At 64.3% G+C, this 13,550-nt stretch carries 13 protein-coding genes; 8 read left to right on the top strand and 5 right to left on the bottom strand.

Going from position 1 to position 13,550, the window contains the following annotated elements; translation table 11 throughout:
- The first annotated feature begins 18 nt into the window (after nt 1-18).
- From BLT50_RS12275 to BLT50_RS12240, 8 genes are all read left to right on the top strand, one after another.
- Nucleotides 19-1,296, top strand: coding sequence for an acetylornithine deacetylase/succinyl-diaminopimelate desuccinylase family protein (locus BLT50_RS12275; protein ID WP_090028992.1), 1,278 nt, complete (start codon nt 19-21; stop codon nt 1,294-1,296).
- A 102-nt stretch (nt 1,297-1,398) separates the two neighbouring features.
- On the top strand, nt 1,399-2,874 hold the full coding sequence (locus tag BLT50_RS12270; protein WP_090028991.1) for an ABC transporter substrate-binding protein: 1,476 nt from the start codon (nt 1,399-1,401) through the stop codon (nt 2,872-2,874).
- A 139-nt stretch (nt 2,875-3,013) separates the two neighbouring features.
- On the top strand, nt 3,014-3,961 hold the full coding sequence (locus tag BLT50_RS12265; RefSeq protein ID WP_090028990.1) for an ABC transporter permease: 948 nt from the start codon (nt 3,014-3,016) through the stop codon (nt 3,959-3,961).
- Nucleotides 3,958-4,773 (top strand): ABC transporter permease, encoded by an 816-nt coding sequence (locus tag BLT50_RS12260; protein ID WP_090028989.1) that lies wholly within the window; start codon nt 3,958-3,960, stop codon nt 4,771-4,773. Before BLT50_RS12265 ends, BLT50_RS12260 begins: the two co-directional genes overlap by 4 nt.
- Nucleotides 4,770-6,377 (top strand): ABC transporter ATP-binding protein, encoded by a 1,608-nt coding sequence (locus BLT50_RS12255; RefSeq protein WP_090028988.1) that lies wholly within the window; start codon nt 4,770-4,772, stop codon nt 6,375-6,377. The genes BLT50_RS12260 and BLT50_RS12255 overlap by 4 nt, the downstream gene beginning before the upstream one ends.
- Entirely contained in the window at nt 6,367-7,821 is a 1,455-nt protein-coding gene (locus tag BLT50_RS12250; RefSeq protein WP_090028987.1) for an aldehyde dehydrogenase family protein, read from the top strand. Before BLT50_RS12255 ends, BLT50_RS12250 begins: the two co-directional genes overlap by 11 nt.
- Nucleotides 7,818-8,975 carry a winged helix-turn-helix domain-containing protein gene (locus BLT50_RS12245; protein WP_090028986.1) on the top strand — a complete coding sequence of 386 codons (1,158 nt, stop codon included), beginning with the start codon at nt 7,818-7,820 and terminating at the stop codon, nt 8,973-8,975. Before BLT50_RS12250 ends, BLT50_RS12245 begins: the two co-directional genes overlap by 4 nt.
- A 30-nt stretch (nt 8,976-9,005) precedes the next feature.
- Complete coding sequence (locus tag BLT50_RS12240; RefSeq protein ID WP_090028985.1) at nt 9,006-9,749, top strand: SDR family oxidoreductase; 744 nt, start codon at nt 9,006-9,008, stop codon at nt 9,747-9,749.
- Nucleotides 9,750-9,800: 51 nt separating this feature from the next.
- On the opposite strand, the gene BLT50_RS12235 is transcribed toward BLT50_RS12240, so the two are convergent.
- The 5 genes from BLT50_RS12235 to BLT50_RS12215 all read right to left on the bottom strand — a co-directional run bounded on the left by BLT50_RS12235 (nt 9,801) and on the right by BLT50_RS12215 (nt 13,394).
- The gene (locus BLT50_RS12235) at nt 9,801-9,986 is read right to left on the bottom strand and encodes a Trm112 family protein (RefSeq protein WP_090028984.1); all 186 of its coding nucleotides are present in this window, start codon (nt 9,984-9,986) and stop codon (nt 9,801-9,803) included.
- Nucleotides 9,983-10,633: an LON peptidase substrate-binding domain-containing protein gene (locus tag BLT50_RS12230; RefSeq protein WP_090028983.1), complete on the bottom strand. Its 651-nt coding sequence runs from the start codon at nt 10,631-10,633 to the stop codon at nt 9,983-9,985. The genes BLT50_RS12235 and BLT50_RS12230 overlap by 4 nt, the downstream gene beginning before the upstream one ends.
- A gap of 26 nt (nt 10,634-10,659) precedes the next feature.
- A complete protein-coding gene (locus BLT50_RS12225; protein WP_090028982.1) occupies nt 10,660-11,586 on the bottom strand; it encodes a thioredoxin family protein in 927 nt (308 codons plus the stop codon).
- Between the two features lie 81 nt (nt 11,587-11,667).
- Complete coding sequence (locus BLT50_RS12220; protein WP_090028981.1) at nt 11,668-12,456, bottom strand: exodeoxyribonuclease III; 789 nt, start codon at nt 12,454-12,456, stop codon at nt 11,668-11,670.
- Nucleotides 12,457-12,707: 251 nt separating this feature from the next.
- Nucleotides 12,708-13,394 carry a response regulator transcription factor gene (locus tag BLT50_RS12215; protein WP_090028980.1) on the bottom strand — a complete coding sequence of 229 codons (687 nt, stop codon included), beginning with the start codon at nt 13,392-13,394 and terminating at the stop codon, nt 12,708-12,710.
- Between the last annotated feature and the right edge of the window lie 156 nt (nt 13,395-13,550).

Below are 13,550 nucleotides of genomic sequence, written 5' to 3'. Positions count from 1 at the left end.
CCAGCAGGGAACCGCAAGATGACGCTCAAAGACACGCTGACCGCAGAAATCGAAGCCCGGCGCGACGACCTGATCGCGCTGTGCCAGGATCTGATCCGCATCCCCACGCTGAACCCACCGGGCGAAAACTATCGCGAGATCTGCGACTATCTGGACCGGCGGCTGCTGAAATCGGGCTTTCACACCGAATTGGTGCGCGCCGAGGGCGCCAAGGGCGACAGTGCAAAATACCCGCGCTGGAACATCGTGGCCCGCCGCGAAGGCACAAGGCCCGGCGAATGCGTGCATTTCAACAGCCATATCGACGTGGTCGAGGTCGGACGCGGCTGGACGACCGATCCGTTCGGCGGCGAAGTCAAGGACGGCAAGATCTACGGGCGCGGCACCTGCGACATGAAGGGCGGGCTGGCCGCCAGCATCGTCGCCGCCGAGGCGTTCATCGCGATCTGCCCGGATTTCGCCGGCGCGATCGAGATCAGCGGCACCGCCGACGAGGAATCGGGCGGATTCGGCGGCGTCGCCTATCTGGCTGAAAAGGGCTATTTCGACCCTGCGCGCGTCCAGCACGTCATCATCCCCGAGCCGCTCAACAAGGACCGCATCTGCCTGGGCCATCGCGGCGTCTGGTGGGCCGAGATCGAAACCTATGGCGAGATCGCCCACGGCTCGATGCCGTTCCTGGGCGACTGCGCGGTGCGCCATATGGGCGCCGTTATGCAGGAAATGGAAGACACGCTTTTCCCCGCACTCGCGCAGAAACGCACGGACATGCCCGTGGTTCCCGAAGGCGCGCGGCAATCCACGCTCAACATCAACTCGATCCATGGTGGCGAGGCCGAACAGGATGCCGATTACACCGGTCTGCCCAGCCCTTGCGTACCCGACAGCTGCCGCATGGTGATCGACCGGCGGTTCCTGATCGAGGAAGACATCGACGAGGTGCAGGAGGAAATCCACGCCATTCTGCGCGCGGTCAAGGAACGGCGCGCCACCTTCAGCTACGATGTTCGCGAATTGCAGCGCGTCCTGCCCACGATGACCGAAAAAAGCGCCCCGGTGGTGCAGACCGTGGCCCGCGCCATCACGGACGTTCTTGGCACCGACCCGCAATATGTCGTCAGCCCCGGCACCTATGACCAGAAACATATCGACCGCATCGGACGGCTCAAGAACTGCATCGCCTACGGTCCCGGCATCCTGGACCTGGCGCACAAGCCGGACGAGTACGTGGGCATCGACGACATGGTGGATTCGGCCCGCGTGATGGGCAACAGCCTGATCGATCTGCTGACCTGAGCCGGCCCTGCCGATGCTTGCACACGGCGCGGTTTTGGGGTGACACTGTGTTCCGGACGCCCCGAGGCGGGGCCAATGCCCAAAGGGCAAGGAGGGAGAACCATGTATTTCAGGAAACTCGGCGCGGCCGCCACGCTGGCGGCGCTTCTGGCCGGTGCGGCCTATGCGAAAACCGACATCGTCGTCGGCATGCAGCTCGAACCGCCGCATCTCGACCCGACAAGCGCGGCCGCCGGCGCCATCGACAGCGTGCTCTACTCCAACGTTTTCGAAGGGCTGACACGGTTCATGTCAGACGGCTCGGTCGTTCCGGGCCTGGCCGAATCCTGGGAGATTTCCGAGGACGGCACCGTCTACACCTTCAAACTGCGCGAAGGCGTCACCTTCCATGACGGCACCACGATGGATGCCGAGGACGTGAAATTCAGCCTCGACCGCGCCCGCGCCGAGGACAGCCAGAACGCGCAGAAGGCGCTGTTCGCCGATATCGACACGGTCGAGGCCGTGGACCCGGCAACTGTGCGCGTGACGCTGAAACAACCGAACGGCAGCTTCCTGTTCAACATGGCCTGGGGCGACGCCGTGATCGTCGCACCCGAGTCGATCGACGGCATCAAGCAGCAGCCCATCGGCACCGGCGCGTTCAAGTTTTCCAACTGGGTGCAGGGCGACCGCATCGAGATCGTGAAGAACCCCGACTACTGGGGCGAACCCGCAAAGCTCGACAAGGCCACGTTCAAGTTCATCTCGGACCCGACCGCCGCCTTCGCCGCGGTAATGGCCGAGGACGTGCACGCTTTTGCCGGCTTCCCCGCACCGGAGAACCTGCCCCAGTTCGAGGCCGACCCGCGGTTCCAGGTGCTGGTAGGATCGACCGAAGGTGAAACGATCCTGTCGACCAACAACAAGATGCCCCCCTTCGACAACGTCAAGGTGCGCGAGGCGCTGGCCCACGCCATCGACCGTCAGGCCATCATCGACGGGGCCATGTTCGGCTATGGCACACCCATCGGCACGCATTTCGCGCCACACAACCCCGACTATGTCGATCTGACGGGCCTGAGCGCGTATGACCCTGACCTGTCGAAAAAGCTGCTGGCCGAGGCTGGCTTCCCCGACGGGTTCACCACCACGCTAAAGCTGCCGCCGCCCTCTTACGCGCGGCGCGGGGGCGAAATCATCGCCGCCCAACTGCGCGCGGTCGGCATCCAGACCGAGATCACCAACCTGGAATGGCCGCAATGGCTGGAAGAGGTGTTCCGCGGTAAGGATTACGGCCTGACCATCGTCAGCCATACCGAACCCGCCGACATCAACATCTACGCGCGGCCGGATTACTATTTCCAGTACGACAACCCGGCATTCCAGCAGTTGATGGTCGACCTCAACAACACGACAGACCCGGCAGGCCGGTCGGCGATCCTGAAACAGGCCCAGGAAATGATCGCCCGCGATTACGTCAACGGCTACCTGTTCCAGCTTGCCGCGCTGAGCGTGGCGAATGCCAAGATCAAGGGGCTTTGGGCCAACGCGCCGACACAGGCAACCGACCTGACCGGCGTTTACTGGGAAGACTGACCCCGCCACACCGCCCGTGGCGCGGTATCGCGCGGCACGGGCGGCAGCGCGTTTGCGCCTCCGGCGGGAGTATTTTTTGCAAGATGAAGGGGGAGGGCGCGCCCTCCCCTTTTTAACGGGAAAGGTGGCCAGGGCAGGTATGCTGCGCTTTATCGGGAAACGGCTGGTATCCTTGGTCGTGACGCTCTGGGTGGCGTCGCTGGTGATCTTTCTGTCGCTCGAAGTGGTGCCGGGCGATCCGGCGGCCTTCATGCTGGGGCTGAACGCACAGGAAGACACGCTGGCCGCTCTGCGCGACGAGCTGGGCCTGAACAAGGGCGCGGTCGAACGGTATGTCGATTGGGTCGGCGGCATGCTGGTGGGGGATTTCGGCACCTCCTACACCTATCGCACGCCGGTTGCGCAGATGGTCCTCGACCGGGTTCAGGTCAGCCTTCCGCTTGCGCTGTATGCGCTGACGCTGTCCACGCTCATCGCCTTTCCGGCGGGCATCTGGGCCGCGGCGCGGCGTGGCAAGCCTGCCGACATCGCGGTGATGGGCGTCACGCAACTGGGCGTGGCGATCCCGAATTTCTGGTTCGCGATGCTGATGGTCCTGGTTTTCGCGATCAACCTGCGCTGGTTCAATGCCGGCGGCTTTGCGGGTTGGGACGCGGGGTTTTTCGCCGCGATGAAATCGCTGACCCTCCCCGCCATCGCGCTTGCGCTGCCGCAGGCCTCGATCCTGGCGCGGGTGATGCGGTCGTCGCTGCTGGATACCCTGAACGAGGATTTCGTGCGCACGGCCCGCGCCAAGGGGCTGACCCGTGGACAGGCCCTGTGGCGGCATGCGCTGCGAAACGCGATGATCCCGGTGCTGACGATCATCGGCCTGCAATTCGCGTTCCTGATGGCCGGGGCGATCATCATCGAGAACGTGTTCTTCCTGCCCGGCCTGGGCCGCCTGGTGTTCCAGGCGATCTCGGCGCGTGACCTGATCGTGGTGGAATCGGTGGTCATGCTGCTGGTCTTTGCGGTGGTGCTGGTCAATTTCCTGGTCGACCTGGCCTATGCCGCCGTCGATCCCAGATTGCGGGGCCGCCGATGAACCGCAACCTCGTTCTTGGCGCGGGCCTGACCGCGATTTTCCTGCTGGCGGCACTGCTCAGCTTTGCCTGGGTTCCCCAGGACGTCACGCAGATGGACATCGCCAACAAGATCAAGCCGCCCAGCGCCGCGCATCCGCTGGGCACCGATCATTTCGGCCGCGACATCCTGAGCATGATCATGGTGGGCGCGCGCACCTCGATCGCGGTCGCGCTGGTGGCCGTGGGCATCGGCATGGGACTGGGCGTGCCCCTGGGCCTGGCCGCGGCGGCACGCCGGGGCGGCTGGCTGGACGAGGTGATCATGCGGGCCAACGACCTTGTGTTCGCCTTTCCGTCACTGCTGATCGCGATCATGATCACGGCGGTGTTCGGGGCATCGGCGCTGAACGCGATCATCGCCATCGGCATCTTCAACATCCCGGTTTTCGCGCGCTTGACGCGGTCGGGCGCGCTGTCGCTTTGGACAAGGGATTTCGTGCTGGCCGCGCGTGTCGCGGGCAAGGGCGCGGCGCGGATCAGTTTCGAACACATCCTGCCCAACGTCACAAACCTGCTGATCGTGCAGGGCACGATCCAGTTCAGCCTTGGCATCCTGGCCGAGGCGGGCCTGTCCTATGTCGGGCTTGGTGCGCAGCCGCCCACGCCCAGTTGGGGCCGGATGCTGGCCGACAGCCAGACCATGGTCAGCTTCGCGCCCCACATGGCGCTGTTTCCGGGCCTTGCCATCCTGCTGACGGTGCTGGGGCTGAACCTGATGGGCGACGGGTTGCGTGACGTGCTCGACCCCAGGCTCAGGAGGGACCGGCAATGACGCTTCTGCGCATCGACGGCCTGTCGCTCGATATTCGCGGGACGCCCATCCTGCGCGACGTTTCCCTGTCGGTCGAAGCGGGCCAGATCGTCGGCGTGATCGGCGAAAGCGGATCGGGCAAGTCGATGACCGCGTTTTCGGTGATGCAGCTTCTGCCCGAAGGGTCCGTCTGTTCCGGGCGGATCTCGCTGTCCGGGCACGAGATGCTGGCCCTGTCCGAGGACCACCTGTGCCGCCTGCGCGGCAACGACGTGTCGATGGTGTTCCAGGAACCGATGACCGCGCTCAACCCGCTGAAGACAATCGGTGAACAGGTTGCCGAAACCATCCTCATCCACGAACGCACCAGCGCCGAGGACGCCCGCCACCGCGCCGCCGAGGCGCTGACCCGCGCCGAGCTGCCGCAGGACCGGTTCCCGCTGTCGCGCTATCCGCACGAGCTGTCGGGCGGGCAACGCCAGCGCGTTGTGATCGCGATGGCCATCGCCCTGCGCCCCAAGCTGCTGATCGCCGACGAACCCACCACCGCGCTGGACGTCACAACCCAGGCCGAGATCCTGACCCTGCTGAAACGGCTGGTGCAAGAGGACGGGATGGGCCTGCTGATGATCAGCCACGACCTTGCAGTGGTGGCGGACATGGCCGACCACATCGTCATCATGCGCCGGGGCGAGGTGGTGGAACAGGGTCCGGCGCAATCCCTGCTGCGCGGGATGCGTCACCCCTATTCGCTGGCCCTTCTGGCGGCATCCGATCACGTCCCCGACCGCGAAGGCGCGCCGCAGGACACCCCCCTGCTGCAGGTGCGCGACGTCATCCGCGACTACCCCACCCCGCGCAAGGGGCTGTGGGGAACGCCCGGCACGTTCCGGGCGGTGGACGGCGTCAGCTTTGACATCCGCCGGGGGGAAAACCTTGGCCTCGTGGGGGAATCCGGCTGCGGGAAGTCCACGCTGACCCGCGCGATCCTGGGGTTGGAAGAGGTGCAATCCGGCACCATCGCGCTGGATGGCGCGCCGGTCTTTGCCGGCCACAAGCCCAACCGCGCCGTGCGCCGCCGGATGCAGGTGGTGTTCCAGGATCCCTATGGCAGCTTCAACCCGCGCCACAAGGTCGGGCGGCTTGTCTGCGAACCCTTCCACCTGCTCGACAACCCGCCCGCCGGGGCCGACCGCGACCGCGCCATCGCCAAGGCGCTGGAAAGCGTAGGGCTGTCGGCAGACGATGCCGGCAAGTATATCCACGAGTTTTCCGGCGGGCAGCGCCAGCGCATCGCCATCGCCCGCGCGCTGATCATCAAGCCCGACCTGATCATCCTGGACGAAGCGGTTTCGGCACTGGATGTCAGCGTTCGCGCGCAGGTGCTGGACCTGCTGGCGGATCTCTCGGACAGGTTCGGCCTGACCTACCTGTTCATTTCCCACGATCTGTCCGTCGTGCGCTCGATCACCGACCGGGTGCTGGTGATGCAGGCCGGCAAGATCGTCGAACAGGGTGAAACCGCACAGGTCTTTGCCGACCCGCAACACCCCTACACGCAACAACTGATCGCAGCCGCCCCGCAGCTGCCGCAAGACGTAAGGAAACTGGCCCATGAGCATTGATCTGCCGCTTTGGTTCGACCCCGCGAAATGCCTGATCGGCGGCCATTGGGTGGCCCCGGCACAGGGCGGCACCCTGCCGCTTTACGATCCCTCCACCGGCGCGCAGATCGGCGAGATCGCGCGCGGAACCGGCGACGATATCGACGCCGCCGTCAGCGCCGCCGAAGCCGCCCGCCACGGCGAATGGGCACGCCTGTCGGCCGCTGAACGCGGGCGCATCCTGCTGCGTCTGGGCCAGCTTGTGACCGAACGCGTGGATGAGCTTGCAAGGATCGAGGCGCTGGACGTCGGCAAGCCGCTGAAACAGGCGCGCGCCGATGCTGTGGCGCTGGCGCGCTATTGCGAATTCTATGGCGGCGCCGCCGACAAGCTTATGGGTGAAACCATCCCCTATCTCGACGGCTACACCGTCTACACCCTGCGTGAACCGCATGGCGTGACGGGACATATCGTACCGTGGAACTACCCGATGCAGATCATCGGCCGTTCGGTCGGTGCGGCGCTTGCCACCGGGAACACCTGCGTTCTGAAACCGGCCGAAGATGCCTGCCTGACGGCGCTTGCCTTTGCCGATCTGGCCAAGGCCGCGGGCCTGCCCGATGGTGTGCTGAACGTTGTTCCGGGCCTCGGGGCCGAGGCGGGGGCAGCCCTGACCGCCCATCCGGGCATCCACCACATCAGCTTTACCGGGTCGGTCGGCACCGGCGTGATGGTGCAGGAGGCCGCGGCGAAGAACGTGATACCGGTGACGCTGGAACTGGGCGGGAAATCCCCTCAGATCGTGTTCGACGATGCGGATCTGGACGCGGCGCTGCCGTTCCTCGTGAATGCGGGCATCCAGAACTGCGGGCAAACCTGCTCGGCCTCGTCGCGCATCCTGGTGCATCGCAGCGTGCATGACCGGCTGCTCGACATGATGGCGGCGCGCTACGCTGCGCTTCGGATCGGGCCGGCGATGGACGACCTCGATGTCGGCCCGCTGATTTCGGCCAAGCAGAAAGGGATCGTTTCGGGCTATCTCGACCAGGGCGCCGATCTGGAAATCGCGGCCCAGGCGCATATGGGCGCGTTGCCTGACGGTGGCTACTACGTGCCGCCCACGCTTTTCTCGGGGGTGAAATCCGATCACGCGCTGGCGCAATCCGAAATCTTCGGGCCGGTTCAGGTCGTCATCCCCTTCGATGACGAGGATCAGGCCGTCGCCATCGCCAACGGCACGGATTACGGCCTCGTCGCCAGTATCTGGAGCCAGAACGGCGCGCGCCAGATGCGGATGGCGCGCAAGGTCCGGGCCGGGCAGATCTTCATCAACAATTACGGCGCGGGCGGCGGGGTCGAACTGCCGTTCGGCGGCATGGGCAAGTCGGGCCATGGCCGCGAAAAGGGGTTCGAGGCGATGTATGGCTTCACCACGCTGAAAACTGTCGCCGCGTTCCACGGGTGACCGCGCGGCTCGACATATCGAACCGCGATGCGCGGCGGCTGTGGCTCTGGGCGAATGGTCTTGCGCCCACACCCACCGGGCCGCTGGACGTCGCGGGCACGATCCGCGCGCTTGGGCTGTTGCAGATCGACACGATCCGCAACGTGACCCGCGCGCATAACCACATCCTGTGGACCCGGAACCAGAACTACCGCGAAGGCATGCTGTGGCCACTGCTGGCACAACGCCGGCTGTTCGAACATTTCACCCATGACGCCAGCCTCCTGCCCGTCGAAACCCTGCCGCTCTGGCAGGTGCAGTTCCGCAGGTTGGGCGATCGCGCCGCCCGCGCGCCCTGGTATCAGTCAGGACTGGGCCAGGCCGAGATCGCCCGCATCCGCGACCGCATCGCGCAGGAAGGGCCGCTGTCCACCCACGCCTTCGATTCAAAGGCGGAAATCCGCGAGATGTGGGCCCGCCCGCCGCACAAGAAGGCGCTGGACCAGATGTGGTATGCGGGGCACCTGGCCACGTCGCATCGTGAAAATTTCGTGAAGTTCTACGATCTCGGGGAACGGGTCTTTCCCGATCACGACCCGGCCGGGGATGCGCAGGCCCTGTTGCGGCTGGCCGACGACGCGCTCGACCGGCTGGGCATTGCGACCCCGGGCGAGGTGCAGCGTTTCTGGGGCGTGGCCACGGCACCGGAAACCCGCAACTGGGCGGCACAGGCCGAAACCGTACCCGTGCGCGTGCAGGCCGCCGACGGCACGTGGCGCGACGCGCTGGCCCACCCGGATATCGAAACCCGGCTGGCGCAGGCCCCTGCCCCGACCACGCGGTTGCGCATCCTCAATCCGTTCGATCCCGCGATCCGCGATCGCGACCGGCTGTCCCGGCTGTTCGGTTTCGATTATCGCAACGAGATGTTCGTCCCCGCCGCCCAGCGCCGCTGGGGTTATTACGTCTACCCACTTCTGGAAGGCGACCGTTTCGTCGGCCGGATCGAGATCAAGGCCGACCGCAGTGCGGGCAGGATGCAAGTCACCGGCTTCTGGCCCGAACCGGGCGTCAAATGGGGGGCGGCGCGCGTGGAAAAACTGGACGCGGAAATCGCCCGCTTCGCCCGTATGGTGGGCATCGAAGATATTTTTTGGAACACGGCACGCCCGTAAGGCGCGCCGCATCACGAGGGAGAGAAAACCATGAGACTGGATGGAAAAACCGCGATCGTCACCGGCGGGGCCAGCGGCTTTGGCGCGGGTATCGTGCGCAAGTTCGCAGCCGAAGGCGCGCGCGTGATGGTCGTCGACATCAACGCCGACGGGGCCGACGGCATCGCCGAAGAGGTCGGGGGCGGCGCCTTCGGCCATGCCTGTAACGTGGCCAATGGCGGCGCCGTGGCTGAGATGGCCAAGAAGGCGCTGTCGGAAATGGGCCATGTCGACATCCTGGTGAACAACGCCGGCGTCACACACCTGCCCAAACCGATGGAAGAGGTCACGGACGAGGAATTCGACCACGTCTTCCTGGTGAACTGCAAATCGGTCTACCTGACCGCCCGCGCTCTGGTGCCGCACATGAAACAGCGGGGCGGCGCGATCCTGAACGTGGCGTCGACGGCGGGCCTGTCTCCGCGCCCGAACCTGAACTGGTACAACGCCTCCAAGGGCTGGATGGTGACGGCGACCAAGACGATGGCGGTCGAACTGGCCCCGCGGCAAGTCCGGGTCAACGCGCTCTGCCCTGTTGCGGGCGAAACACCGCTTCTGGCCAGTTTCCTTGGTGAAGACACGCCCGAGATGCGCGCGAAATTCCTGTCGACCATCCCGATCGGACGCTTTTCCACACCCGAAGACCTTGGCAATGCCGCATGCTTCCTCTGCTCGGACGAGGCCAGCATGATCACAGGCGTCGCAATGGAGGTCGATGGCGGGCGCTGCATCTGAACCGCCCCCACAAACAAGGGCATCGCGCGGCCTCGGTCGGGCAGTGCCCACTCAATCCAGCCTGCGCGCCTCGTCGACCAGCATGACGGGGATGCCGTTGCGGATGGGATAGGCAAGATGCGCCGCCTTGGAAATCAGCTCCTGCCGGTCGGCGTCGTATTCCAGAACCGCACCGCTTTTGGGGCAGACCAGTGCCTCGAGCATGCGCCGGTCGAACAATTGCTGTGGCTCACTCATTGCATCACCTCTTCGCCGTCGCCGCCCCCGCGCAGCGCGAATTCCAAAAGCCCCATCAGCGTTTCGCGACGGGTGGTCAGGCACGGCGCCTCAAGCAGCGCCTGCTTGTCCTCGGTATCGAAATCCAGAAGCATCGACAACGAATTCACCAGCAATTCGTCATCCGCTTCCTGCAAGGAATCCCAGTCGGTGCGCAGGCTTCTGGCATCGAAATACCGCTCCAGCAGCTTCATCAGGGCGGCACGGTCGAACCCTTTGTCGCCCTCCTCGCCGCCGCGGTCGCGGTCGAACCCGTCCCATGACGCACGAACCCGCCTGTAGGGGGTGAAACCTTCGATCTCGTCCAGAACCCGAAACCGCGACACGCCGGTCAGGGTGATAAGATACCGGCCGTCCTCGGTTTCCGAAAACTGGGTCACGCGCCCCGCGCAACCGATCTGCTGCAAGGCCGGGCCATGCGGCGTTTCCCGTCCCTTCACCGGCTGCACCATCCCGATCAGGCGATCCGGCACCTTCAGCGCATCGTCCAGCATCGCAAGGTAACGCGGTTCGAAGATGTGCAGCGGCAGCCGCGCACGCGGCAAAAGCAATGCGCCCGGCAAGGGAAACACGGGGATCACGTCAGGAAGGTCGAACGGTTGCGCCATGCCTTTGATTTAGGCCCCGAAGCGGGTCAGGCAAATATCATGGAGCTCAGCTTGCGCCGGCCGTTCAACACCACGGGATCATTGGGCTTCAACGCTTCGAAAATCGTGAACAGTTGCGCCTTGGCGGCCCCATCGTTCCACTCGCGGTCGCGCCGGAAAAGTTCAAGCAACTGATCAACGGCAGCCTGGCCGTCCCCCTTGGCATAAAGCGCCTGGGCATAGTCGTAACGCGCCTGATGATCGTCGGGGTTGGCTTCGACCTTTGCATGAAGCTCGTCCAGCGGACCGGCGCCCTCGGCCTGGCGCGCCAGTTCCAACTGCGCGCGCGCCGCTTCGATCGGGGCGCTGGTTGCGATCTCGGCAGGCGCGCCGTTCAGAGTCGCCTCGGCCTCGTCCAGCTGTCCCAGTTCGACATAGCAACGCACCAGCCCGGCATAGGCTTGCGCATGCGCGGGCTCTTCGCCCAGGATCGCGGCAAAGGTCTGTGCGGCATCCGCCACGGCCCCTTGCGTCAGCATCTCTTCGGCGGCGGCAACGGCCTCGTCCAGCCCGCCGCTGGCATCGCCGCCCGCGGCCTGCACGACCCGATCGATAAAGGCCTTGATCTCGGATTGCGGAAGCGCGCCCTGGAACATGTCGACCGGGCGGCCCTGGTAAAAGGCCACGACGGTGGGGATGGATTGCAGCGGAAGGCCCTGCTGCGCCAACGCACTGGCAAGGCGCTGCGCCTCGTCCACGTTCACCTTGGCCATCTTGACCGCGCCTTTCGCGGCCTTGACCGCGTCTTCCAGCATCGGGCCCAGCGTGCGGCACGGGCCGCACCAGGGCGCCCAGAAATCGACGATCACCGGCACCTCGGCCGAACCATCGACCACTTCGGCCATGAAGGCCTCTTCGCCGACATCCTTGATCAGATCGCTCGCATCGGGAGTGTTTTGCCCAAGTTCCAGCATGGTCCTATGCATCCTTTCGCAACTTTGCCCCTATATGCGCCTTCGCGTTCGGGATTTCAAAGGGGGATTGGGCTGCTGCCCTTACAGATCGAATGTCGCGAAAACCGGTGCGTGATCGCTGGGCTGCTCCCATCCGCGCGCATCCCGCAGGATACGGCTGGAATGGCCCGCGTTCGAAATATCGGCCGTGGCCCAGACATGATCCAGACGCCGCCCCTTGTCTGCGGCGTCCCAATCCTTGGCCCGGTAGGACCACCAGGAATACAGTTGACCGTCAGGAATATCTTGCCGGGTGATGTCGACCCATCTACCGGCCTCCTGAGTCTGTCCCAGATGGTCAACCTCGATCGGGGTATGGCTCACGACCTTGAGCAACTGCTTGTGGCTCCAGACGTCGTCCTCGCGCGGGGCGATGTTCAGATCACCCACCAGAATCGACTTTTCCGGCCGGTCGCCATGAAACCAGTCCCGCATCTCGGTCAGGTAATCCAGTTTCTGGCCAAATTTCTCGTTCGCCTCTCGGTCGGGCACATCCCCGCCTGCCGGTACGTAGAAATTATGGATCGTGACCCCGTTTTCCAGCCGCCCCGCGATGTGCCGCGCATGGCCCAGACCCGCGAAATCCATATCGCCCACATCCTCGATCGGCAGCTTCGACAGGATTGCCACGCCATTATATCCCTTTTGTCCACGCGCGATCATGTGGCCATACCCAAGGGCGGCGAACTGTTCAGCCGGGATCTTTTCGACCGGACTCTTGCATTCCTGCAGGCACAGCACATCCGGTGCTTCCTCGCGCAGCAGCTTTTCCACCAGCCCCGCACGCAACCGGACCGAGTTGATGTTCCATGTGGCAAGGGTGAATGGCATACGCGGGCTCCCGTTCTGTTCGATTGCCTTGCGCCTAGCACAGCCACACGCGCGATGGGAGAGGTCAATCGGGTCGTCCCCCCTTTCGCCCCCCGCAATCGGGACGGCGGCAAAAAAAAGACCCGGGCAAAGCCCGGGCCAAGTCCAACAGGGAGGTGCATATCATAACCCGGATATGCGACGGGATGAGTTTAACTTAACCTGTATACGATCATACACCTTGATCTGGATCAGGAAGAGTCAGGAATACCTTACGCCACCAGACGATATCCGCCGGATTCGGTAACAAGAAGGCGCGCGTTTGACGGATCTGGTTCTATTTTTTGGCGAAGCCGGTAAATATGCGTTTCCAGCGTGTGCGTGGTCACCCCGGCATTATAACCCCAGACCTCATGCAGCAGCACATCGCGCGCCACCACGCCCTCGGCCGAGCGGTAGAGAAACTTCAAAATGTTGGTTTCCTTCTCGGTCAGGCGAATCTTGCGGTCGTCTTCGGTGATCAGCATCTTCATCGCCGGCTTGAACGTGTACGGCCCAAGCTGGAAAACGGCGTCTTCGGATTGCTCGTGCTGGCGCAATTGCGCCCGGATACGCGCCAGCAGCACCGGAAACTTGAAGGGCTTCGTAACGTAATCGTTCGCGCCTGCATCCAGCCCGAGGATCGTGTCCGCATCGCTGTCATGCCCGGTCAGCATCAGGATCGGCGCCTTCACGCCCTGCTTGCGCATCAATCGGCACAATTCACGACCGTCCGTGTCGGGCAGGCCAACGTCAAGAATGACCAGGTCGTACAACCCCTCCTTGGCCTTCTGCATCGCTTCCGCACCGTTGCCGGCTTCGAAAACGTCGAAATCCTCGGTCATGACCAGCTGTTCGCTCAGCGCTTCGCGCAGGTCTTCGTCATCGTCCACAAGCAGAATTTTCTTGAGCTGCGCCATGATACGCCCTCCTTTTCCTTACTTGATATGGGAGATGAGCGCGCCGCGCCCGAACGGCAAGAATTGCTGCAATCCACTCACGCGGACGTGTAGCCTGCGCGAGATATGTTTCAAATCCGACACGGAACGGCTAAATCAAGTCCGAAAGGACAGCGC

This window comes from Lutimaribacter saemankumensis (assembly GCF_900100005.1).
Classification (GTDB): Bacteria; Pseudomonadota; Alphaproteobacteria; order Rhodobacterales; family Rhodobacteraceae; genus Lutimaribacter; species Lutimaribacter saemankumensis.
The sequence above is the reverse complement of the archived record's forward strand: the minus strand, read 5'-3'. Positions and strand labels throughout refer to the sequence as shown.

Coding starts and splice junctions, on each gene's coding strand:
- BLT50_RS12275 (WP_090028992.1), top strand. CDS start 19: ATGACGCTCAAAGACACGCTGACCGCAGAAATCGAAGCCCGGCGCGAC.
- BLT50_RS12270 (WP_090028991.1), top strand. CDS start 1,399: ATGTATTTCAGGAAACTCGGCGCGGCCGCCACGCTGGCGGCGCTTCTG.
- BLT50_RS12265 (WP_090028990.1), top strand. CDS start 3,014: ATGCTGCGCTTTATCGGGAAACGGCTGGTATCCTTGGTCGTGACGCTC.
- BLT50_RS12260 (WP_090028989.1), top strand. CDS start 3,958: ATGAACCGCAACCTCGTTCTTGGCGCGGGCCTGACCGCGATTTTCCTG.
- BLT50_RS12255 (WP_090028988.1), top strand. CDS start 4,770: ATGACGCTTCTGCGCATCGACGGCCTGTCGCTCGATATTCGCGGGACG.
- BLT50_RS12250 (WP_090028987.1), top strand. CDS start 6,367: ATGAGCATTGATCTGCCGCTTTGGTTCGACCCCGCGAAATGCCTGATC.
- BLT50_RS12240 (WP_090028985.1), top strand. CDS start 9,006: ATGAGACTGGATGGAAAAACCGCGATCGTCACCGGCGGGGCCAGCGGC.
- BLT50_RS12235 (WP_090028984.1), bottom strand. CDS start 9,986: ATGAGTGAGCCACAGCAATTGTTCGACCGGCGCATGCTCGAGGCACTG.
- BLT50_RS12230 (WP_090028983.1), bottom strand. CDS start 10,633: ATGGCGCAACCGTTCGACCTTCCTGACGTGATCCCCGTGTTTCCCTTG.
- BLT50_RS12225 (WP_090028982.1), bottom strand. CDS start 11,586: ATGCTGGAACTTGGGCAAAACACTCCCGATGCGAGCGATCTGATCAAG.
- BLT50_RS12220 (WP_090028981.1), bottom strand. CDS start 12,456: ATGCCATTCACCCTTGCCACATGGAACATCAACTCGGTCCGGTTGCGT.
- BLT50_RS12215 (WP_090028980.1), bottom strand. CDS start 13,394: ATGGCGCAGCTCAAGAAAATTCTGCTTGTGGACGATGACGAAGACCTG.